20 protein-coding genes are annotated in these 22049 nt (G+C 67.0%); 13 read left to right on the forward strand and 7 right to left on the reverse strand.

Annotated features, from left to right (window positions below; genetic code table 11):
• The first annotated feature begins 88 nt into the window (after window positions 1-88).
• Both GGR11_RS01295 and prfB read left to right on the forward strand, forming a co-directional pair.
• Entirely contained in the window at window positions 89-2500 is a 2412-nt protein-coding gene (locus GGR11_RS01295; protein ID WP_183195032.1) for a PBP1A family penicillin-binding protein, read from the forward strand.
• A 119-nt stretch (window positions 2501-2619) separates the two neighbouring features.
• A protein-coding gene (gene prfB, locus GGR11_RS01300) for a peptide chain release factor 2 (protein WP_183195034.1) occupies window positions 2620-3745 on the forward strand; the annotation gives its coding sequence in 2 pieces (ribosomal slippage) (window positions 2620-2688 and window positions 2690-3745; 1125 coding nt in all).
• A 78-nt stretch (window positions 3746-3823) separates the two neighbouring features.
• On the opposite strand, the gene GGR11_RS01305 is transcribed toward prfB, so the two are convergent.
• The 4 genes from GGR11_RS01305 to tyrS all read right to left on the reverse strand — a co-directional run bounded on the left by GGR11_RS01305 (window position 3824) and on the right by tyrS (window position 7528).
• A complete protein-coding gene (locus tag GGR11_RS01305) occupies window positions 3824-4381 on the reverse strand; it encodes a bactofilin family protein (RefSeq protein ID WP_246331477.1) in 558 nt (185 codons plus the stop codon).
• On the reverse strand, window positions 4365-5510 hold the full coding sequence (locus GGR11_RS01310) for a peptidoglycan DD-metalloendopeptidase family protein (RefSeq protein ID WP_183195036.1): 1146 nt from the start codon (window positions 5508-5510) through the stop codon (window positions 4365-4367). The genes GGR11_RS01305 and GGR11_RS01310 overlap by 17 nt, the downstream gene beginning before the upstream one ends.
• 158 nt (window positions 5511-5668) lie before the next feature.
• On the reverse strand, window positions 5669-6136 hold the full coding sequence (locus GGR11_RS01315) for a peroxiredoxin (protein WP_183195038.1): 468 nt from the start codon (window positions 6134-6136) through the stop codon (window positions 5669-5671).
• A 138-nt stretch (window positions 6137-6274) separates the two neighbouring features.
• The gene (gene tyrS, locus GGR11_RS01320; RefSeq protein ID WP_183195039.1) at window positions 6275-7528 is read right to left on the reverse strand and encodes a tyrosine--tRNA ligase; all 1254 of its coding nucleotides are present in this window, start codon (window positions 7526-7528) and stop codon (window positions 6275-6277) included.
• Between the two features lie 198 nt (window positions 7529-7726).
• Here tyrS and GGR11_RS01325 point away from each other — a divergent pair, with 198 nt between their 5' ends.
• Window positions 7727-8233, forward strand: coding sequence for a DOMON-like domain-containing protein (locus tag GGR11_RS01325; protein WP_183195042.1), 507 nt, complete (start codon window positions 7727-7729; stop codon window positions 8231-8233).
• A complete protein-coding gene (locus GGR11_RS01330; RefSeq protein WP_183195043.1) occupies window positions 8230-9444 on the forward strand; it encodes an exo-beta-N-acetylmuramidase NamZ family protein in 1215 nt (404 codons plus the stop codon). Before GGR11_RS01325 ends, GGR11_RS01330 begins: the two co-directional genes overlap by 4 nt.
• A 27-nt stretch (window positions 9445-9471) precedes the next feature.
• Here the strand turns inward: GGR11_RS01330 and GGR11_RS01335 are convergent, their stop codons facing one another.
• The gene (locus tag GGR11_RS01335; protein WP_183195045.1) at window positions 9472-9906 is read right to left on the reverse strand and encodes a hypothetical protein; all 435 of its coding nucleotides are present in this window, start codon (window positions 9904-9906) and stop codon (window positions 9472-9474) included.
• A gap of 519 nt (window positions 9907-10425) precedes the next feature.
• Here GGR11_RS01335 and ahpC point away from each other — a divergent pair.
• From ahpC to GGR11_RS01350, 3 genes are all read left to right on the forward strand, one after another.
• A complete protein-coding gene (gene ahpC / locus GGR11_RS01340; protein ID WP_183195048.1) occupies window positions 10426-10989 on the forward strand; it encodes an alkyl hydroperoxide reductase subunit C in 564 nt (187 codons plus the stop codon).
• A 159-nt stretch (window positions 10990-11148) separates the two neighbouring features.
• Complete coding sequence (gene ahpF / locus GGR11_RS01345) at window positions 11149-12735, forward strand: alkyl hydroperoxide reductase subunit F (RefSeq protein WP_183195050.1); 1587 nt, start codon at window positions 11149-11151, stop codon at window positions 12733-12735.
• An 88-nt stretch (window positions 12736-12823) separates the two neighbouring features.
• Window positions 12824-13783, forward strand: a complete 960-nt coding sequence (locus tag GGR11_RS01350; protein ID WP_183195051.1) for a DMT family transporter — start codon at window positions 12824-12826, stop codon at window positions 13781-13783.
• Window positions 13784-13800: 17 nt separating this feature from the next.
• Here the strand turns inward: GGR11_RS01350 and GGR11_RS01355 are convergent, their stop codons facing one another.
• Both GGR11_RS01355 and GGR11_RS01360 read right to left on the reverse strand, forming a co-directional pair.
• Complete coding sequence (locus GGR11_RS01355) at window positions 13801-15087, reverse strand: NAD(P)/FAD-dependent oxidoreductase (RefSeq protein ID WP_183195053.1); 1287 nt, start codon at window positions 15085-15087, stop codon at window positions 13801-13803.
• 32 nt (window positions 15088-15119) lie between these two features.
• The gene (locus GGR11_RS01360; RefSeq protein WP_008262115.1) at window positions 15120-15770 is read right to left on the reverse strand and encodes an alpha/beta hydrolase; all 651 of its coding nucleotides are present in this window, start codon (window positions 15768-15770) and stop codon (window positions 15120-15122) included.
• A gap of 158 nt (window positions 15771-15928) precedes the next feature.
• Here GGR11_RS01360 and GGR11_RS01365 point away from each other — a divergent pair, with 158 nt between their 5' ends.
• From GGR11_RS01365 to GGR11_RS01390, 6 genes are read left to right on the forward strand one after another with little or no spacing between them, the layout of a single operon-like run.
• Complete coding sequence (locus GGR11_RS01365) at window positions 15929-16423, forward strand: Rrf2 family transcriptional regulator (RefSeq protein ID WP_183195055.1); 495 nt, start codon at window positions 15929-15931, stop codon at window positions 16421-16423.
• Complete coding sequence (locus GGR11_RS01370; RefSeq protein ID WP_183195057.1) at window positions 16420-17559, forward strand: cysteine desulfurase family protein; 1140 nt, start codon at window positions 16420-16422, stop codon at window positions 17557-17559. Before GGR11_RS01365 ends, GGR11_RS01370 begins: the two co-directional genes overlap by 4 nt.
• Window positions 17559-19025: a Fe-S cluster assembly protein SufB gene (gene sufB / locus GGR11_RS01375; protein WP_183195058.1), complete on the forward strand. Its 1467-nt coding sequence runs from the start codon at window positions 17559-17561 to the stop codon at window positions 19023-19025. The genes GGR11_RS01370 and sufB overlap by 1 nt, the downstream gene beginning before the upstream one ends.
• A gap of 9 nt (window positions 19026-19034) precedes the next feature.
• On the forward strand, window positions 19035-19796 hold the full coding sequence (gene sufC, locus GGR11_RS01380) for a Fe-S cluster assembly ATPase SufC (RefSeq protein WP_183195059.1): 762 nt from the start codon (window positions 19035-19037) through the stop codon (window positions 19794-19796).
• On the forward strand, window positions 19793-20815 hold the full coding sequence (gene sufD, locus GGR11_RS01385) for a Fe-S cluster assembly protein SufD (protein WP_183195060.1): 1023 nt from the start codon (window positions 19793-19795) through the stop codon (window positions 20813-20815). Before sufC ends, sufD begins: the two co-directional genes overlap by 4 nt.
• A complete protein-coding gene (locus GGR11_RS01390; protein WP_183195061.1) occupies window positions 20794-22047 on the forward strand; it encodes an aminotransferase class V-fold PLP-dependent enzyme in 1254 nt (417 codons plus the stop codon). Before sufD ends, GGR11_RS01390 begins: the two co-directional genes overlap by 22 nt.
• Window positions 22048-22049 lie beyond the last annotated feature (2 nt).

Below are 22049 nucleotides of genomic sequence, written 5' to 3' on the forward strand. Positions count from 1 at the left end.
CGGGAAGGGGGCGTTGCATCCGCGCCCTAGCATTCGGGGGGCGACGCGGGCTAAAGCACCCTTTCGGGGCGCGTCGTCGGAGTACGCAGTGAAGATTGCCGAACGCTGGTTCGTATGGGCGGGCATGGTTCTGCTGGGCGGCATCGCCCTGGCGGGGTTGGTCGTCGCCGTCTATGCGGCGTGGCTGTTCCACGACCTGCCGGATGCGTCCGAGCTGGCCGACTATCGACCGCCGACCGCGACGCGGGTCTATGCCGGTGACGGCACCCTGATCGGCGAGTTCTCGGACGAGCGCCGAATCTATGTCTCCTACGACCAGATTCCGCTGACCGTGGTGCAGGCCTTCCTGGCCGCGGAAGACCGCAACTTCTTCCAGCATGGCGGGATCGACGTGGGCGGCATCGGCCGGGCCTCGATCAAGAACATCTTCAACCTTGTGCAGGGGCGCCGGCTGGAAGGCGGATCGACCATTACCCAGCAGGTGGCCAAGAACGTCCTGCTGACCAACGAATCGAGCCTGAACCGCAAGCTGAAGGAAGCCATCCTGGCCAATCGCCTGGAGGCGACCCTGTCCAAGGAGCAGATCCTCAACCTGTATCTGAACGAGATCTTCCTGGGCTATCGCTCGTTCGGCATCGCCTCGGCCGCCTATAACTATTTCGGCAAGTCGCTGGCGCAGCTGACGCCGGACGAGGCGGCTTTCCTGGCCTCCCTGCCCAAGGGGCCGAACAATTATCACCCCAAACGCCATCCCGGCGCGGCCAAGGGCCGGCGGGACTGGGTGCTGGGCGAGATGGAGCAGAGCGGTTGGCTGACGCCGGCCCAGCTGGTCGAGGCGCGCGCCCGGCCGCTGGTCACGCGCGATGCGCCGCAACGGTCGGAGTACAAGGACGCCGACTTCTTCGTGGAAGAGGCGCGGCGCCAGGCCGCCGCCAATCCGGACTTCGGGGCGCAGCTGCGCGCCGGCGGCTTCTATATGCGCACCACCCTGGACCCGACGCTGCAGACGGCGGCGCGCCAGGCCTTGATGCAGGGGCTGGAGAATTATGACCGGCGCCACGGCTGGCGCGGGGGCTGGGGCACGACCGATTTCGCCGAGGGGTGGCAGGCCGCCGCCCTGAAGGAACAGGCGCCGCCCGAGCGCCGCAGCTGGCAGGCCGCCGCCATCGAGAGCGTCAGCGGAAACACCGTCCGCATCCGCACCGCCAAGGATGACGAGACCGGCACCCTGATCGCCGCCGACGCCGCCTGGGCCAACGCCAACAAGCAACTGCGGCGCGGCGAACTGATCTTCGTCGAGAAGAAGAACGGCCAGTTCGCACTGAAACAAGTGCCGCGCGTCAACGGCGCCCTGGTGGCGATCGAGCCCCAGTCGGGCCGGGTGCTGGCGATGGTGGGGGGCTATTCCTACGCCCTGTCCAGCTTCAACCGGGCGACCCAGGCGCGGCGCCAGCCGGGTTCAGCCTTCAAGCCCTTCGTCTATGCGACCGCCCTGGAAGGCGACTTCACCCCGGCCTCCATCGTGCTGGACGCGCCGATCAGCTTCGCCGGCGGGGCCAACGGCCAGCGCTGGACGCCGGAGAACTACAGCCGCGAATACTATGGGCCGCAGAGCCTGCGGCGCGGGCTGGAGCTGTCCCGGAACGTCATGACGGTGCGGCTGGCCCAGTCGGTGGGCATGAAGAAGATCGTCGATCAGTCGGCCCGGATGGGCATTCCCGGCCTGACGCCCAACCTGTCGGTGTCGCTGGGGGCCGGCGAGGTGACGCCGCTGGAGATCACGGCCGCCTATTCCGCCTTCGCCAACGGCGGGCGGCGGGTCACGCCCTATCTGATTGACTATGTCCAGGATCGCGACGGCGAGACCATCTTCCGCGCCGACACCCGCAGCTGCCGCGACTGCGCCCGGGGCTTCTCCGGTCAGGAATCGCCGCGCCTTCAACCGCGCGGAACCCAGGTCATCGATCCCATCACCGCCTATCAGATGAGTTCGATGCTGGAAGGCGTGGTCCAGCGGGGCACGGCCGCCAGCGCGCGCGGCCTGGGCCGGTGGGTGGCGGGCAAGACCGGCACGACCAATGAATATCGGTCGGCCTGGTTCGTCGGCTTCACCACCGACATCGTGGTGGGCGTCTTCATCGGCTTCGACGACAATCGGTCGCTGGGGTCGGGCGAGGCGGGCGCCTCGGCCGCCGTGCCGGTGTTCACCGAATTCATGCAGACGGCGCTGAAGGAACGGCCGGCCCGGCCCTTCGTGCGGCCCAAGAACGCGGTCTTCCGCATGGTGAACGGCATCGAAGAGGCTTTCCGTCCGGGTACGGAACGTCAGGCCCCGCGGCCCGTCCAGGCCCCGACCCAGCCCGTCGGCCCCCAGAACTACTATGAGGTGATCCGCCGCGAGCAGGAGGCCGCCGCCGCCGGGGCCGCAGCGCCACCGCCGCCCGCCGCCGCCCCTCCGCCGAAGAAGGCGCCGGCCGAGGACTTGAGCGGATTGTATTGAGGCTCTAGGTAGGCCTTTCGAACGGCGCGTCCTCGTGGCGCGCCGTTTTCCTTTAATCCTGCCCTTTTGCAAGGCCGCGCGCCTTGCTGTCTGAGGGCCTTGTGTCGCTGGAGATTGCGATGAGACCGGATGTCGAGGCCATGAAGGCCGACATCGAGCAGAGCGTCGCTCTGCTCAGGAGGCGTCTTTGACTGGGATGCCGCTCTAAGAAAGCTCGATGAGCTGAACGCGCGGGTCGAGGACCCGACGCTGTGGGACAAGCCCGACGAAGCCCAGGCCGTCAGCCGCGATCGCTCGCAGCTGGAAGCCAAGATCAACACTGTCAAGGCGATGGAGCAGGACCTCGAGGACGGGGTGATGCTGGCCGAGATGGCGGACGAGGAGGGCGACGAGGGCGCGCTGGAAGACGCGCGCGCGTCTCTGCGCGGCATCAAGGATCGCGCCGCGCGGGCCGAGCTGGAAGCCCTGCTGTCCGGCGAGGCCGACGGCAACGACGCCTATCTGGAAGTCAATTCCGGCGCCGGCGGCACCGAGTCCAACGACTGGGCCGGCATGCTGCTGCGGATGTATTCGCGCTGGGCCAAGGCACATGACTACGAGGTCACGATCGAGGCCTATGAAGAGGGCGAACAGGCGGGGGTCAAGTCGGCCACCATCCTGATCTCCGGCCCGAACGCCTACGGCTGGCTGAAGTCGGAATCAGGCGTTCACCGCCTGGTGCGCATCAGCCCCTATGACGCGGCGGCCAAACGGCACACCAGCTTCGCGTCCATCGGCGTCTCGCCGGTGGTGGACGACGCCATCGAGATCGACATCAATCCGTCGGACGTGCGCACCGACACCTACCGGGCCTCGGGCGCCGGCGGTCAGCACATCAACAAGACGGACTCGGCCGTGCGTCTGACCCACGTTCCGACGAACACCGTCGTGGCCTGCCAGGCCGGTCGGTCGCAGCACCAGAACCGCGAACAGGCGTGGAAGATGCTGCGGGCGCGACTGTACGAACTGGAACTGCAAAAGCGCGAAGCCGTGGCCCAGGCCCTGGCGGACGCCAAGACCGACATCGGCTGGGGCCACCAGATCCGATCCTATGTGCTGCAGCCGTATCAGATGGTGAAGGACCTGCGGACCGAGGTCGAGACCTCGGACACCCAAGGGGTGCTGGACGGCGATCTGGACGCCTTCATGGGCGCGGCCCTGGCGGCGCGGGTCGGCGAGACGCGCGGCTCCAGCGCGGACGCCTGATCGGCGCCGGGACGACCGCAGACAAGAAAAAGGGCGGCCCGGACACCGGGCCGCCCTTTTGCCTTCAGGGCCTCGGGGTCAGACCGTTTCCTTCCCCTGGACGACCGGAGCGGTTTCCGGCTTCGGAGCGAGAGGGGGCGCCGCCTGTACGACCGGCGCGACCGGGGTCACGGCGGCGGGGGCGGGCGCCTGACGCTGCCCTTGGGCGACGCGGCCCTGGAAGAAGGCGCCGACGTCGATCGACAGCTGTTCGGCGGTGATGTCGCCGTCCACATAGGCGGTGGCGACCAGTTTGACCTGCTTGCCCTGGACGCCGCCGACGACCCGGCCGCGCACCTCGACGTAGTCGGCCTGAACATTGCCTTCGACGGCGCCGGTCTCGCCGACGATCAGGCGGCCGACGCGGACGTCGCCCTTCACCTGGCCGTCGATCTGCAGGTCGCCGGCGCCCGAGACATTGCCTTCGAACACTAGGTCGGACGACAGGGTCGACAGACCGCGGCCGGTCGGCACGGCCGAAGGGGCGGCGCCGGCGGTGCGCGGCGCGGCGGGCATGTCCGGCAGCGGCGGGATGACCGGAGCGGCCGGGCGAGCCGACGGGGTCGGGCTCGAAGGTTTGCTAATTTTGTTGAACAAGTTGGTCTCCTGCTCTGAGGAAGCGTGCGGGGTTCTGGGGTCGGCCGTTCAGCCAGACTTCGTAATGGAGGTGGACGCCGGTGGAGCGGCCCGTCGTGCCCATCCCTCCGATACGTTGGCCGAGCGCGACCGACTGGCCGGGCTGAACCCCCAGGGTGTTGAGATGGGCGTAACGCGTCTTGAAACCGCGACCATGGTCTAGCTCTACAGTATTGCCATAGCCTGAACGGACGCCGGCGTAGGCGACCACGCCCGGGGCCGTGGCGTAGATGGGCGTGTTCAGCGGAGCGGCGAAGTCCTGGCCCTGATGGACCGCGGGACGGCCGTTGAACGGATCGAAGCGGACGCCGAAGCCCGAGGTGGTGCGGGCCTGGGTCGGGCGTTTGAACGGCAGACCCTCGGCGGCGTCGGTCAGGGCCCGCATCTCGTTCAGATTGGCAGCGGCGTGGCGGATGCGGACGGCGAAGGGCTCGTCCACGTCCAGGATGGCGGCCAGGGCGCGGGGATCGCGCGCCTCGACCAGGGGGCCGCCCAGGGGCTCGGATGCAGCGACATAGGCGGCGGGGTTCAGACCCGCCAGACGGAAGGCGAGACGCAGACGTTCCGCGCGAGTCTGGGCGAAGTCCTCGGCCCGGTCCAGCAACCGCTCCTGATCCAGGCGCACGGCCAGGATCCGCTGGATCGGGCTGGCGCTGTCGGGGATGGCGGCGGGCGCGAGGGCGCGCTGGGCTCCCTCTACGCCGTGAAAGTCGGTCATCACCGTGGTCAGGGCGGCGTGGCGCCGTTCGATCATGGCGGCGGTCTGTTCCAGCGACCCGTTGGCGGCGGACATGCGGACCACCGCGCTTTCCAGCCGGGCCTGAAGGTCGGCGTTCAGACGTTCGGAGGCGGCGCGCGCGCGCACGACCTCCGCGTCGGAGCGGTGCTGGGCGATGAGGTCGAACAGGAAGGCGCCGGAGGCCACCAGGGACCAGAGGACGACCGCCACGGCGACGGCGCCCAGAACCAGCTGTCTCTGCGCGGTCAGGGCATAGGCCCGGATGTCGTCACGGCTGCGGAGATAAAGGTATCGAACGGGCAAAAAACGTTCGAACCAGGATGACTCCGGCGAGTGATCTTGCACGGTCATTACGCAACGCCCCCACGTCGAGGTGAGGTTTATCCGGTGCAACGATGACACGGGCAAGACTGTTCATGCCCTGTTAACCACGATTGATGGCGTTTTGCGGCTTCATCACGCGATTGTTGATTGAGATTCGCGCATTTGGCGAAACTCCGAATCGGAATTCAACCCAACGAACGGGCGGCCTCCAGAACGGCGGCGGCGTGGTCGGCGACCTTGACGTTGCGCCAGGCCCGGACGACCCGGCCGTGGGCGTCGATCAGGAAGGTCGCGCGCTCTATGCCCATATATTCGCGGCCGTAGAGCTTCTTCTGCACCCAGACGCCCCAGGCCTCGCAAGCCGCGCCGTCCTCGTCCGAGGCCAGGACGACGGCGAGGTCGTACTTGGCCTTGAATCGATCGTGCTTCTTCACCGTGTCCTTGGACACGCCGATGACGGGAACGCCCAGAGCGGCGAAGTCGGGCGCAAGCGCCGTGAAGTCCTGGGCCTCGCGGGTGCAGCCGGTCGTGTCGTCCTTGGGATAGAAATAGACGACGGCGGGCTTGCCCTTCAGGGCGGCGAGGGAAAACTGGCCGCCGTTGTCGGTCGGCAGGTCGAGGGCGGGGGCGGGGTGGCCTTCGGTTGCGGACATTTTAAACTCCGATCATCCCGGCGAAAGCCGGGACCCAGTTCTTTCGCGAGACAGTACGTTGGATCAAGCGCTGCGGACGTCGGATGCGGCGGAGCGCCCAAAGCACTGGGTCCCGGCTTTCGCCGGGATGAGCGGAAATCAAATCGGGCGAACGAGCACGATCTTCTTCTTGCCCGCCGCCAGCTTGATGACGCCGTCCTTGAGATCGGCCTCGGTCAGCAGTTGGGCGCCGTCGGCCACGGCGGCGTCATTCAGGCGAAGGCCGCCGCCCTGGGCCAGGCGGCGGGCCTCGCCGTTGGAGGCGGTCAGGCCGGCCTTGGTCACGACGGCGGCGATCATGGCGCCATAGACCTCGGCCGAGGGCAGTTCGATGGTCGGCAGGTCGGCGGAGATCTGACCCTTTTCAAAATTGCTCTCGGCGGCGGCGCGGGCCTTGGCGGCTTCCTCGGCGCCGTGCAGCAGGGTGGTGGCGGCGTCGGCGAGGGCCTTCTTGGCCTCGTTGATGGCCGCTCCTTCCAGGGCCTCGTATTCGGCGATCTGCTCCAGGCTCAGGTCCGTGAACAGGCGCATGAAGCGGCCCACGTCGGCGTCTTCGGCGTTGCGCCAGAACTGCCAGTAATCATAGGGGCTGAGCTGTTCGGCGTTCAGCCAGACGGCGCCCTGGGCCGTCTTGCCCATCTTGCCGCCCGAGGCCGTGGTCAGAAGCGGGGTGGTCAGGCCGAAGGCGGCCTTCTGGTCTACCCGACGCACCAGATCCACGCCCGAGGTGATGTTGCCCCACTGGTCCGATCCGCCCATCTGCAGGGTGACCTTGTGGCTCCGGTTCAGCTCCAGGAAGTCCACCGACTGCATCAGCATGTAGTTGAACTCTAGGAAGGTCATCGGCTGCTCGCGCTCAAGGCGCAGCTTGACCGAGTCGAAGCTCAGCATCCGGTTGACGGTGAAGTGAGTGCCGAAGTCGCGCAGGAACTGGATGTAGCCGTAGCCCGACAGCCAGTCGTCGTTGTTGACCATGACCGCGTCGGTCGGGCCGTCGCCGAAGGTCAGGAATTTGGCGAAGACCGTCTGGATCGAGTCGATGTTCGACTGGATGGTTTCCTCGGTCAGTTGAGGGCGCGACGTGTCCTTGCCGGTCGGGTCGCCGACCTTGGTGGTGCCCCCGCCCATCAGGACGATGGGCTTGCCGCCGGCCTGCTGGAGCCGGCGCAGCATCATGATCTGGATCAGGCTTCCGACGTGCAGAGACGGCGCCGTGGCGTCGAAGCCGATGTAGCCCGGCACCACGCCCGAGGCGGCCGCCTCGTCGAGCTCTACGGGATGGGTGATCTGATGGATGTAGCCGCGCGCCTGGAGGGTGCGGAGGAAGTCGGATTTGAAGGCGTGTTCGGTCATGGCGGGGCTCCGTTAGCAGGGATGCCGGCGGTCGTCTTCCATTTCCGAAGAGCGCGTCGCCAGCGAAGGCGGCGCGTGTTCGCGGGCCGCTCGCTTACAGCGGGCGGTAATACAGGCCGGCGATGGCGCGGGCGGCGAACATGGGTTCTGGATAAGACGCAGCGTTGACCGGCGTCAAGCCTTCGCTACGAAGGGCCAATGCGCCTGCCCTTGATCCCACACCCGATTTCGCCGCCCGCCGGGCTGACGCTGGAGGTCGAGGCGCGGCGAGCGGGGCGGGTGCTGAGCCTCGAATATGTCGTGGCCGGGCCGGTTGAAATGGTGCGCTGGCCGCAGGCGGCGGCGCGGGCCAGGACGGACGACCTGTGGCGGACGACCTGTTTCGAGGCCTTCGTGCGGACGGAGGGCGGCTATGTCGAATATAATCTGTCGCCGTCGGGGGCCTGGGCGGCCTATCGGTTCGACGGCTATCGCGAGGGGATGCGGGCGCTGGAGATTGCGGCGCCCTTCATCGTCACGCGGATGGCGCAGGGGCGGTTCGTACTGACGGTCGATGTCGAACTGCCGGAGGATGCGACGGACGCGGTCGGGCTGACGGCGGTGGTCGAGGGGCTGGATGGGGCGATCGCCTATTGGGCCTTGGCGCATCCATCGGATAAGCCGGACTTTCATCATTCCGACTCGTTCGCGCTGGAACTGCCATGAATTTCGGTCTCGACCGCCTGCTGTCCGACGACGCCCTGAGGGGGCAGCTGAAGGGGCGGCGTGTGGCCCTGCTGGCGCATCCGGCCTCGGTGACGAAGGATCTGGGTCATGCGGTGGACGCGCTGGCCGCCTGTCCCGAGATCGAACTGACCGCCGCCTTCGGGCCGCAGCACGGGATGAAGGGCGATCTCCAGGACAATATGATGGAGAGCCCGGATTATCGCGATCCGGTGCACGGCTTCCCGGTCTTCAGCCTGTACGGCGAGGTGCGGCGGCCCAGGGACGAGTGGATGGAGACGTTCGACGTCGTCCTGATCGACCTGCAGGACCTGGGCTGCCGCATCTACACCTATGTGACGACGCTGCTGTATGTGCTGGAGGCGGCGGCGAAACACGGCAAGTCGGTGTGGGTGCTGGATCGGCCCAATCCGGCGGGGCGGCCGGTCGAGGGGCAGACGCTGAAGCCCGGCTGGGAGAGTTTCGTCGGGGCGGGACCGATGCCGATGCGGCACGGGATGACCCTGGGCGAACTGGGCCTGTGGTTCATCGACCAGTTCAAACTGGATGTGGATTATCGGGTGGTGGAGATGCAGGGCTGGGCGCCCGAGGCGGGGCCGGGCTTCGGCTGGCCGCTGGGCGAGCGGGCCTGGGTCAACCCCAGCCCGAATGCGCCGAACCTGTCTATGGCGCGGGCCTATGCCGGGACGGTGATGCTGGAAGGGGCGACCCTGTCGGAAGGCCGGGGCACGACCCGGCCGCTGGAGCTGTTCGGGGCGCCGGACATCGATGCGCGGGCGGTGATCGCGGAGATGCACGCCTTGGCTCAGGTGGGGGCCCCGGAGTGGCTGGGCGGCTGCGTCCTGCGCGACATGTGGTTCGAGCCGACCTTCCATAAGCATGTCGGCAAACTGTGCAGCGGGGTGCAGATCCATGTCGATCACCCCGGCTATGATCATGCCGCCTTCAAGCCGTGGCGGGTGCAGGCCCTGGGGTTCAAGGCGATCCGGCGGCTGTATCCCGACTACGACCTGTGGCGGGATTTTCCGTATGAGTATGCGTTCGGGAAACTGCCCATCGACGTGATCAACGGCGGACCGGGACTGCGGGAGTGGGTGGACGACGCGGCGGCGGGGTCGGGGGATCTGGAGGCGGCGACGCGGCCGGATGAGGCGGCGTGGGAAGAGGCGAGGCGGGGGTTCCTGCTGTATTGAGGCGGGCAGCGATTTACCTGTCTGGCGTCAATACCCGCTGTCTCGGTTGTTAATCATCTGTGTGTCTCGCTCCCATTGGGCGCGCTCATCGGCTTCGCGACGAGCATCCTCATCCCGTTGGGCTTTTGGGCGCGGAATCGCCACAGGAACAGTGAAGGCGATCCGGCTGACGGTGGAATGAGCGGATTGGACTTGGCTTTGAACGTCCGCCTTGATGAAAGGGATCACCTTCACGCCAGCGGCGCCACCGGTCGTCCCCCTGTCTTCGACCGTTGTTGCGAGGTCGAAGGACACGTTTGTCACAACGTTTTCCGATTCGTCCTTTGGCGCGTTAGCACCGCCATACGCTGCCCGACCGATGAAGCCGCCACACATAGCGTCGTCTTGAGCCGCGATCACCGCTTTCACGATGCTCAGCAGGGTCTCTTTTACATACGCGTCTAGCGCGATGCCATCTGCCATTGTGCACTCCAGTCCTCAAACCATAGCGCGCACGTCCAGCGCGAAAATCAAGTCCTCCTGGATGCTAGCGGGACCGGATCCGCTCTTCGCCAAGTCGAAACGTCCTCGATCTCTCACAAGAGTGTGGGCTGCCTGGTGTCTGCGGCCTGGGCTCGCTGTCCAGACACCGGGAGTCTGGATCCTCGGGACAAGCCCGAGGATGACGGCGATGGGAGGGCGAGGGCGAGGGCGAGGGACGGCGCTGGCGAAGAGGCGAGGCGGGCGTTCTTGCTGTATTGATTTCGTTTTTCGTCATCCTCGGGCTTGACCCGAGGATCGGGCGTTGAGGCGTGGGTGGGTTTCTTCTGGCGCAATGCGGCGGACAATCCGGTCCTCGGGTCGAGCCCGAGGATGACGGGGTTTGGTGTCGGTGAGCTATAACCAAAATCTATCACGCATCTGCAAATAAGTGATTGGGCTTATTTGTTGCGGTGCGGTAGGAAGCGGGCCTCCCCAACTCTTGCTGAATGGACGCCCTGCATGGCCCTCATCAACACGACCCTCAAGCCCTTCACCGCCGAGGCCTATAAGGACGGCAAGTTCCTGACGGTCACGGACGCCGACGTGGCGGGCAAGTGGGCGATCTTCTTCTTCTATCCGGCCGACTTCACCTTCGTGTGCCCGACCGAGCTGGAAGACCTGGCCGACCACTACGCCGAGTTCCAGAAGCTGGGCGTCGAGATCTATTCGGTGTCGACCGACACCCACTTCTCGCACAAGGCCTGGCACGACTCGTCGCCGGCCATCGGCAAGATCACCTACACCATGCTGGGCGATCCTTCCGGCCAGGTGACGAACAACTTCGACGCCATGCGTCCGGGCGTGGGCCTGGCCGATCGCTCGACCTTCCTGGTCGATCCGGACGGCGTGATCCAGTTCACCGAGACCACCTCGGAAGGCATCGGCCGCAATGCCGCCGAGCTGCTGCGCAAGGTCAAGGCCGCGCAATATGTGCGTTCGCACCCGGGTGAAGTCTGCCCGGCCAAGTGGGAAGAAGGCGAAGCCACCCTGGCGCCGTCGCTCGACCTCGTCGGCAAGATCTAAGACTGACGCGACCCATCGGGTCCGGCCCGGCGCCGGACCCGTCCGTCGGCGGGGGCGCGTTGCGTTTCCAGCCCCCGCCGACATCCTTCTTCATGTCTCGCCTCGCCCGCGATCGGGCTTGCAGGCGTCATGAGCTCAACTGTTTCAAGGACCTCTCCCATGCTGGACGCCAATCTGAAATCTCAGCTCGAGGCCTATCTGAAGAACATCGTCCATCCGGTCGAACTGGTGGCCTCGCTGGGCGCAGGGCCGAAGTCGCAGGAGCTGAAGACCCTGCTGGAGGAGATCGTCTCGGTCTCGCACGGCAAGGTCGAGATGGGTCGCGACTATGACGACGAGCGCCAGCCCAGCTTCCTGATCCGCCGCAAGGGCACGGACATCGGCGTGCGGTTCGCGGGCATTCCGCTGGGCCACGAGTTCACCTCGCTGGTGCTGGCGCTGCTGCACGTCGGCGGCCATCCGTCCAAGGCGGCGCAGGAGCTGATCCAGCAGGTCAAGGACCTGGACGGCGACTATGTGTTCGAGACCTATTTCTCGCTGTCGTGCCAGAACTGCCCCGACGTGGTGCAGGCGCTGAACCTGATGAGCGTGCTGAACCCGCGCATCAAACACGTCGCCATCGAGGGCGGCCTGTTCAAGGACGAGGTGGACGAGCGCAAGATCATGGCCGTGCCGACGGTCTTCCTGAACGGCGAGCTGTTCGGCCAGGGCCGGATGGAGCTGGAGCAGATCGTCGCCAGGCTGGATTCGGGCGCCGAGGCGCGCGCCGCCGAACGGCTGAAGTCCAAGGACCCGTTCGACGTGCTGGTGGTCGGCGGCGGCCCGGCCGGGGCGGCGGCCGCCATCTATACGGCGCGCAAAGGCATCCGCACCGGCATCGTGGCCGAGCGGTTCGGGGGCCAGGTGCTGGACACGATGTCGATCGAGAACTTCATCTCGGTGCCGCACACCGAGGGGCCGAAACTGGCCGCCCATCTGGAACAGCATGTCCGCGAATATGAGGTGGACCTGATGAACCTGCAGAAGGCCGCCAAGCTGGTTCCGGCCAAGGTTCCCGGCGGGCTGCACGAGGTGGTGCTGGAGAACGGCGCCAGTCTGAAGTCGCGCACCGTCATCCTGTCGACCGGCGCCCGCTGGCGCCAGATGAACGTGCCGGGCGAGGATCAGTACAAGAACAAGGGCGTGGCCTATTGCCCGCACTGCGACGGGCCGCTGTTCAAGGGCAAGCGCGTGGCGGTGATCGGCGGCGGCAACTCGGGCGTCGAGGCGGCCATCGATCTGGCGGGCATCGTGGCTCATGTGACCCTGATCGAGTTCGACAGCGAGCTGCGGGCCGATGCGGTGCTGCAGAGGAAGCTGGCGACCCTGCCGAACGTGCGGATCGTCACCTCGGCCCTGACGACCCAGGTGCATGGCGACGGTGAGAAGGTGACGGGCCTGTCTTACAAGGACCGCAACTCCGACGCCCATCATGACGTCGATCTGGAAGGGATCTTCGTGCAAATCGGCCTGGTGCCGAACACCGAATGGCTGCACGGTGCCGTGGGCCTGACGCCGCGCGGCGAGATCGAGGTGGATCATCGCGGCGAGACCTCGCAGCCGGGCATCTTCGCCGCGGGCGATGTGACGACCGTGCCCTACAAGCAGATCGTCATCGCCATGGGCGAAGGCTCCAAGGCGGGGCTTTCGGCCTTCGACTATATGATCCGCACGATTCCGGCCGAAGAGGCGGTCGAGGCGGCTTAGGGCGCGGTCGATCCATCGGTCTTGGGGCCGGTGTTCGCCGCCTGACAAACCGTGTAAGCGCGGCCGGGGTTGAAGGCGGAGCGCGACAATGACGGCATCCTCGGACCGGCTGTGGGGCGTGGCTTCCGGCCTGGGCGCGGGCGCGATGTGGGGGCTGGTGTTCCTGGCGCCCAAGTTCGCGCCGGAGGCGTCGCCGCTGTTGCTGACCGCCGGCCGCTATCTGGCCTACGGGTTGATCGCGGTCGTCCTGATCGCCCCGCGCTGGCGGCGGCTGGCGCCCCTGATCGAGGCGGGCACGTGGCGCGCCCTCGTCTGGCTGAGCCTGGCGGGCAATCTGGTCTATTTCGCCTTTGTGGTCGTCGCCGTTCACTTGGCCGGGGTGGCGGCGTCGGCCCTGATCGTGGGCATGGTGCCGGTGGTGGTGGCCCTGTGGGGGCTGAAGGATGGAGGCGGGCCGCCGGCGTCTCGGACGGCGCCGCCCATCGTCCTGGCGGCCCTGGCGGTGGGGCTGATCGGCTGGCGCGCCCTGTCGCCCGGTCATGGCGGTTCCGGAGGACCGACCGGCGTTCAGACGCTGATCGGTCTGGGCTGCGCCCTGGGCGCCCTGATCTCCTGGACGGTCTATGCAGTGGGCAACAGCCGCTGGATGGCGCGGCTGACACAGGTGTCGCCCCACGACTGGTCCCTGCTGACCGGGGTGGTCACGGGCGGTCTGGCGCTGCTCCTGGCGGTTCCAGCGGCGCTGACGACCCAGGGCTGGACCGGCGGCGCGTGGCTGAAGCTCGCCGGCGTCTGCCTGGGCGTGGCCCTGTTCGCCTCGATCATCGGCAACGCCCTGTGGAACCAGGCCAGCCGACGTCTGCCGCTGACCATGCTGGGGCAGATGATCGTGTTCGAGACCGTGTTCGCCTTCGTCTACGGCTACATCTGGGAGGGACGGGGACCGGCTGTGATCGAGATCCTGGCCATACTGATGATGATCGTCAGCGTGATCTGGTGCGTGCGCGCCCACGGTCCGACCCCAATCGCCGAGGAACCGCTGCACTGAGCCATGGGCCGTGCGCCTCAGTGCAGCTTCAGCCGTCCGGAGACACGGCGGTGCAGCAGGCGCGACAGGGCCAGGATGGCGGTGCGGCGGACGCCCAGGATGGCGCGGTGATGGTCCAGGTGCAGGGCCATATAGGCCCATTTGGCGATCAGGCCCTCGATCAGGAAGTTCGGGCCGCCCAGATTGCCCATCAGGGAGCCGACGCCCCGATCGCCGCCCAGGGACACCAGCGAACCCTTGTCATGATAGAGATAGGGGCCGGGATCGCGCGACGGGTCTGACCGAGCCATGGCCAGGGCCTTGGCCAGATAGGCGGCCTGCTGGGCCGCCGCCTGGGCGCGGGCGGGGACCGGACGCCCCTCGGGCCCCGGCGCCTCGGCGCAGTCCCCCATGGCGTAGATGTCAGGGGCCGAGGTGCGCAGGTGGTCGTCCACCACGAACTGATTGAGGCGGCCGGTGGTCAGGCCCAGGTCGCGGTTGGTCTCGGCCGCCTTCACCCCGGCCGCCCAGACGATCAGGTCGGCGGGCACCTCGCCCCTGGAGGTGTCCAGCCGGCCGGCGTGGACGGCCTTGACCTTGGCGTCGGTCAGCAGGCGCACGCCCTTTTCTTCCAGGGCATGGGCGGCCTTGGCCGAGACCCGTTCGGGCAGGCCGCCCAGGATGCGGGGCGCGGCCTCGACGAGGGTGACCGCCAGGTCGAACTTCTGACCCTCGGTCAGGCCGGCCGACAGTTCGTCATGCCCCTCGATCAATTCGGTGGACAGTTCGACCCCGGTGGCGCCGGCCCCGACGATGGCGATGTTCATCGTCTGCCCGTCGGAATAGGCGGTCGCCAGGAAGGTGGCGGTCAGCCGTTTGTTGAACGCCTCGGCGTCCGCCACGTCTTCCAGCAGATGGGCGTGTTCGGCGGCGCCGGGCGTGCCGAACAGGTTCGACCCGCTGCCGATGGCCAGGACGAGCGTGCGGAACTTCACCGTGCGGGGGCGAACCAGGACGGCGTCGTCCTGATCCCGGATTTCGCCCAGGGTCAGGGTCTTGTTCGTCGGATCGAGGCCGGTCAGATCGCCGAAGGCGAAGCTGAAATGATTGCGCCGCGCCAGGATCGGATAGGACAGACCCTCCTGGTGGCTGTCCAGAGACCCCGCAGCGACCTCGTGCAGGCTGGGCTTCCACAGGTGGAAGATGGAGTGATCGATCAGCAGGACGCGACGGCGGCCCTCGCGCGGGCCGAACCGACGGCCCAGGCGGGCGGCGAGCTCAAGCCCGCCCGCGCCGCCGCCGATAATGACGATGTCATGTTCCATTCGGGTCTCCAACGCGCGACCCGAGGATCGGATCAGGCCGGCTTTTCTTCCAGACGCTTGTCCAGATAGGCGCCGACACGGCGTTCGACGGCGCTGATGTGGTCCTGCCAGAAGTGGCTGGCGCCCTCTTCCAGCTCATAGTCGATGATGATGCCCTTCTGCGTGCGCAGCTTGTTGACCACGCGTTCGACCTCGGCCGGGGGCACGACGGTGTCTGCGGTGCCGTGCAGGAACAGGCCCGAGGCCGGGCAGGGAGCCAGGAAGCTGAAATCGTACATGTTGGACGGGGGCGAGACCGAGATGAAGCCGTCCGTCTCGGGCCGGCGCATCAGAAGCTGCATGCCGATATAGGCGCCGAACTGATAGCCGCCGACCCAGGTCTGGCTGGCGCCGGGGTTGTTCGATTGCAGCCAGTCCAGGGCCGTGGCCGCGTCAGCCAGTTCGCCGATGCCCGAATCGAACTCGCCCTGCGACTTGCCGACGCCGCGCGAATTATAGCGCAGGGTGGCGAAGCCGCGCTGCTGGAACAGCTGGTGCAGGGTGACGGTCACCGGGTTGTTCATATGCCCGCCCGCCTTGGGGTGTGGGTGCAGAATCAACGCGATGGGGGCGTTCGGGCGCTTGCCCGGGGAATAGCGGCCTTCGATGCGACCGGAGGCGCCGGGCAGGATGACTTCAGGCATAGGGGCTCTGGAATCCGTTCAACTGTCGTTTCGCGTGTGCGTAATACTTGACCGCTGAGGTGGGACTTTCTAAGTCCCTCCGCAAGCGAGGCGCCTTTGCGAAGGCGCGGGTTCTAGCACAAGAGCCCCGAAAAGCGCGCAATTTTTGAGGCTGCAATATGCGTCTGTCGACCAAGGGACGATACGCCGTGATGGCGATGGCCGATCTGGCGAAGAACGGACGCGGCGAAAGCGGCGAGATCCGGGCGGTTTCGCTGGCTGAAATCGCCGCGCGCCAGGAGATTTCGCTGAGCTATCTGGAGCAGTTGTTCGCCCGTCTGCGCAAGAGCGACCTGGTCAAGAGCGTGCGCGGACCCGGCGGCGGCTATCGGCTGGCCAAGGGGGCGCATGAGACGGTGGTGGCCGAGATCGTGCTGGCGGTGGACGAACCGATCCGGGCGACGCGCTGCGTGGCCCACGGCTCGCCCAAGGGCTGCATGCTGGCCGGTGAACGCTGCATCACCCATGATCTGTGGGAAGACCTGGGCGACGAGATCCATCGCTATCTGGCCGGGGTGTCGCTGGAAGACGTGGTGATGAACCGCACAGGCCAGCGTCGGCGCAATGTCGAAACGCCGCAAGGCGCCCCATTGGCTGTGGGGGTGGCGGCATGAACGCGATCTATCTGGATTACAACGCTTCGGGCCTGGTGCGGCCCGAGGTCCTCGAGATCATGACGCGGGCCCTGGCCGACAATGGCAATCCGTCGGCGGTCCATGCGGCCGGACGGCGGGCGAGGGCGCGGGTCGAGACGGCGCGGGCTCAGGTCGGTGAACTGGTCGGCGCTGATCCGACGGCGGTGGTGTTCAACAGCGGCGGCACGGAAGCTAACGCCCAGGCCATCGCCAGCGCCCTGGCGGCCGGATGCGAACGGCTGATCGTCTCGGCCACCGAACATCCGTGCGTGGCCGAGGCCGCAGCGAATGCAGGCGCGCCCGTCGAGCTGCTGCCGGTTGATGCGAACGGGGTCGTCGATCTGGACTGGTTGGCGCAGGCCTTGGCGCGTCCGGGCCGGGCCGTGGTCGCCATCCATCATGCGAACAACGAGAGCGGCGTGATCCAGCCCGTGGTCGAGGCCGCCGCACTGGTGCGCGGGGCCGGGGGCTGGCTGCACGTCGACGCCATCCAGTCGGCGGGCAAGATCCCGGTCGATATGCGGGTTCTGGACGCGGACAGCCTGACCCTGTCGGCGCACAAGCTGGGCGGGCCGCAGGGCGTCGGGTCGTTGGTCCTCAAGGAAGGCGTGTCGGGCGTGCGCATCCTGCACGGAGCGGGGCAGGAGCGGGGTCTGCGCGCCGGGACCGAGAATGTGCCGGGCATCGCGGGCTTCGGCGTGGCCGCCGACTGCGCTGCGCGGGATCTGGAGACGATGGCCTCGCATGTCGGCTGGCGTGACGCGGCTCAGGCTCGGGTGAAGGCCGCGGGGGCGACGATCATCGGCGAGCATGCCGCCCGTCTGCCCAACACGCTGTTCATGGCGGTCGAGGGCTGGGACAGTCCTCAACAACTGATCACGCTGGATCTGGCGGGCGTCATGGTGTCGGCGGGCTCGGCCTGTTCGTCGGGCAAGGTCAAGCCGTCCAAGACCATCAGCGCCATGGGATTGAACGCTCTGGCGACCGGGGGCGTGCGCGTTTCCGGCGGCTGGGGCACGACCGAGAACGACTGGGTGCGGTTCGCCGACGCCTGGATCGCCGCCTACGACAAGCACAAGACACGCGCCGCCGCGCGCGTGAGAGAGGTCGCCTGATGGCCGCCGTCAAGGAAACCATCGACGCCGTCGCCGCGCTGGAGAAATACGCGCACGGCTTTACGTCGGACATCGAGCAGGAGTTCGCACCGCGTGGGCTGAACGCCGACATCGTGCGCTTCATCTCCGAGAAGAAGGGCGAGCCGGAATGGATGCTGGAATGGCGTCTGGCCGCCTATGAACGCTGGCTGGCGATGGAGGAGCCGACCTGGGCGGCGGTGAAGTATGAGCCGGTCGATTATCAGGACCTGTTCTACTACGCGGCGCCCAAGCAGAAGGAAGGGCCGAAGTCTCTGGACGAGGTCGATCCCGAGATCCTGGAAATCTACAAGAAGCTGGGCATCCCGCTGAAGGAGCAGGAAGTGCTGGCGGGGGTGCAGGGCGCGCCGCGCGTGGCGGTGGACGCCGTGTTCGACAGCGTCTCGGTGGTCACGACCTTCAAGGAGGAACTGGCCAAGGTCGGCGTGATCTTCATGCCGATTTCCGAGGCCTTGCGCGAATATCCTGAGCTGGTGCGGCAGTATCTGGGGTCGGTGGTGCCGGTCTCGGACAACTATTTCGCGGCCCTGAACAGCGCGGTCTTTTCGGATGGGTCGTTCGTCTACATCCCGCCGGGCGTGCGCTGCCCGATGGAGCTGTCGACCTATTTCCGCATCAATGCCAGCCAGACGGGGCAGTTCGAGCGGACCCTGATCATCGCCGACAAGGGCAGCTACGTCTCGTACCTTGAGGGCTGCACCGCGCCGATGCGTGACGAGAACCAGCTGCATGCGGCGGTGGTCGAGATCGTGGCGCTGGACGACGCTGAGGTGAAATATTCGACGGTCCAGAACTGGTACCCCGGCGACGCCGAGGGCAAGGGCGGCATCTACAACTTCGTCACCAAACGTGCCGACTGCCGGGGCGATCGCTCCAAGGTCAGCTGGACCCAGGTCGAGACCGGTTCGGCCGTCACCTGGAAATATCCGTCCTGCATCCTGAAGGGCGACGACAGCTCGGGCGAGTTCTATTCCATCGCCATCACCAACGGACATCAGCAGGCCGACACCGGCACCAAGATGATCCACCTGGGCAAGAACACCAAGTCGCGGATCATCGCCAAGGCGGTGTCGGCGGGCAAGTCGGACTCGACCTATCGCGGCCTGGTCTCGGTGCATCCGAAGGCGACGGGGGTGCGGAACTTCACCCAGTGCGACAGCCTGCTGATCGGCAAGGAGTGCGGCTCGCATACCATCCCCTATATTGAGGCCCGCAACGGCTCGGCCCAGCTGGAGCACGAGGCGACGACGACGCGCCTGAGCGACGACCAGCTGTTCTATGCGCAGCAGCGTGGGCTGTCGCAGGAAGAGGCGGTGGCCCTGCTGGTCAACGGCTTCGTCCGCGACGTGATGCAGAAGCTGCCGATGGAGTTCGCCGTCGAGGCGCAAAAACTAGTGGCGATCAGCCTCGAAGGCTCGGTCGGGTAAAGAAGAACCATGCTGAAGATCAATAACCTCCACGTCTCCGTCGGCGACAAGCCGATCCTCAAGGGACTGACCCTCGACGTTCCCGCCGGCGAGGTGCACGCCATCATGGGTCCGAACGGGGCCGGGAAGTCGACGCTGGGTTACGCCCTGTCGGGGCGGCCGGGCTATGAGGCGACGGAAGGATCGGTCGAATGGGCGGGCGAGGACCTGCTGGCGCTGGAGCCGGCCGAGCGGGCGGCCAAGGGCGTCTTCCTGTCGTTCCAGTATCCGATCGAAATCCCCGGCGTGCCGGCCCTGACCTTCGTGCGGACGGCGCTGAATGCGCAGAAGCGGGCGCGGGGCGAGGAGGAGGTGGCGGCGCCGGCCTTCCTGAAGCTGGTCCGCGAGGCGTCCAAGGCGCTGAAGATGGACTTCGACATGCTGAAGCGGCCGCTGAACGTCGGCTTCTCCGGCGGTGAGAAGAAGCGGATGGAGATCCTGCAGATGGCCCTGCTGGAGCCGTCGCTGCTGATCCTGGACGAGACGGACTCGGGCCTGGACATCGACGCCCTGCGGATCGTGTCGGAAGGCGTGAACGCCCTGCGTCGTCCCGACCGGGCCATGCTGGTCATCACCCACTATCAGCGCCTGCTCGACTATATCAAACCGGACCGGGTCCATGTGCTGGCAGGCGGCCGGATCGTCGCCTCGGGCGGACCGGAGCTGGCGTTGCAGCTGGAGGCGGAAGGGTATGACAAATATCTGCCGCCCGTGCTCGAGGGCGCGGCGTGAGCGCAGCCTTCAACATAGACCTGACCGACGCCGAGAGCTTTCCGTCGCGACGGAATGAGGCGTGGAAATACAGCGACCTGAAGCGCTGGCTTCGCGAAGCGCCGCAGCCTTCGCCGACGGCGGCGGTTGGTGCGCCGGGACCGTTTTACGACCTGGGCGGTGACGCCATCGTCTTCGCCAACGGGCGAGCCGTGGGTGTGACCGACTTCATCGCCTCGGGCGAGCAGACGCTGCGGCTGCGCTATATCTCCGACGCCGTGGGCACGGGTCACTCGGCCGGGGCGCGGGTCGCCGTGCGGGCGGGCGCCAAGCTGCTGCTGCTGGAGACGCACGAGGGCGCAGGCTCGGCCTATGTCGCCCACAATACGCTGGAGCTGGACGTGGCGGCCGGGGCCGAGGTGACGCGCGTCGTCCTGGTCGAGGAGCCGGAGGACGCGATTTCCGTGTCCGAGGCCCATGTGAAGGTCGAGGCGGGCGGCGTCTACCGTCAGACCATCATCGCCACCGGCGCCAAGCTGCAGCGGATCGAGACCCGCCTTTCTCATTTCGCCCAGGGCGCGCACGTCCAGGCCGACGGTCTGTATCTGCTGAATGGATCGCGCCACACCGATCTGACCAGCGTGGTGCGCCACATGGAGCATGATGGCACGACCAGCCAACTGATCAAGGGCGTGGCGCGCGACACGGCGCGCGGCGTCTTCCAGGGCAAGATCGTGGTCGAGCGCGGCGCTGACGGCACCGATGCGCGGATGGGGCACCACGCCCTGATCGCCTCCGAGCGGGCCGAGATCGACGCCAAGCCCGAACTGATCATCTATGCCGACGACGTGCAGTGCGCGCACGGCAATACGGTGGGGACGCTGGACGAAAGCGCCCTGTTCTACATGGAGCAGCGCGGCATTCCGGCCGAGGAAGCCCGCGCCCTGTTGACCCAGGCCTTCCTGATCGAGGTCATCGACCGGATCGAACATGAAGGCGCGAGAGAGGTGGCGCGGGAATGGCTGACGGCTCGGTTGTGAACCTTTTCGATCCCTATGCCGTCCGGGCGCAGTTCCCGATCCTGTCGCGACAGGTGAACGGCAAGCCGCTGGTCTATCTGGACAATGCGGCCTCGGCCCAGAAGCCGCGCGCGGTGATCGACGCCCTGGTGGCGACGATGGAGGGCGGCTACGCCAACGTCCACCGCGGCCTGCACACCCTGTCGAACGAGGCGACCGAGGCGTTCGAGAAGGCGCGCGAGATCGTCGCCCGCTTCCTGAACGCCGAAAGCCCCGAACAGGTCGTCTGGACCAAGGGCGGCACCGAGGCGATCAATCTGGTGGCCAACGGGCTGGGCCTGTCCATCCAGCCGGGCGACGAGATCATCGTCTCGGAGATGGAGCACCATTCCAACATCGTGCCCTGGCATCTGCTGAGGGAACGGCGCGGGGCGGTGCTCAAATGGATCCCGGTGCTGGACGACGGGTCGCTGGACATGGCGGCCTATGCGGACCTGTTGTCGCCGAAGACGCGGATGGTCGCGGTCACCCATATGTCGAATGTGCTGGGCACCATCAATCCGGTGGCGGAGATCGTTCGACTGGCGCATGCGGCCGGCGCCCCCGATTCCCGGATCAAGGTGCTGATCGACGGGTGCCAGGGCGCGGTCCATGCGACGCCGGACGTGCAGGTCATCGGTTGCGACTTCTATGTCCTGACCGGCCACAAGCTGTTCGGGCCGACCGGCATCGGCGCCCTGTACGGCAAGGCCGAGGCGCTGGAGGCCCTGCCGCCCTATCAGGGCGGGGGCGAGATGATCGAGACGGTCGAGCGGGACCGCGTGACCTATGCCAAGCCGCCGCATCGGTTCGAGGCGGGGACGCCGCCGATCCTGGAGGCCATCGGCCTGGGCGTGGCGCTGGAGTGGCTGGCGCAATACGACCGGGCCGCGGTTCAGGCGCATGAGCATGCCCTTTACCAGCACGCCGTCGATCGGTTGCAGGGTGAGAACTGGCTGCGGATCCTCGGGCAGGCGGAAGGGAAGGGCGCGATCCTGACCTTCGCCGTCGAGGGCGCCCACGCCCATGACGTGGCCCAGATCATGGATCGTTACGGGGTTGCCGTGCGGGCCGGACTGCACTGCGCCGAGCCGCTGGCGAAAAGAATGGGGGTGACGTCGAGCACCCGCGCCTCCTTCGTCCTATATAACACCGTGGAGGATGCCGACGCCTTCGTGGACGCGCTGATCAAGGCGCGGAACTTCTTCGTGTAAGC

This window comes from Brevundimonas mediterranea (genome assembly GCF_014196125.1).
GTDB classification, from domain to species: Bacteria; Pseudomonadota; Alphaproteobacteria; order Caulobacterales; family Caulobacteraceae; genus Brevundimonas; species Brevundimonas mediterranea.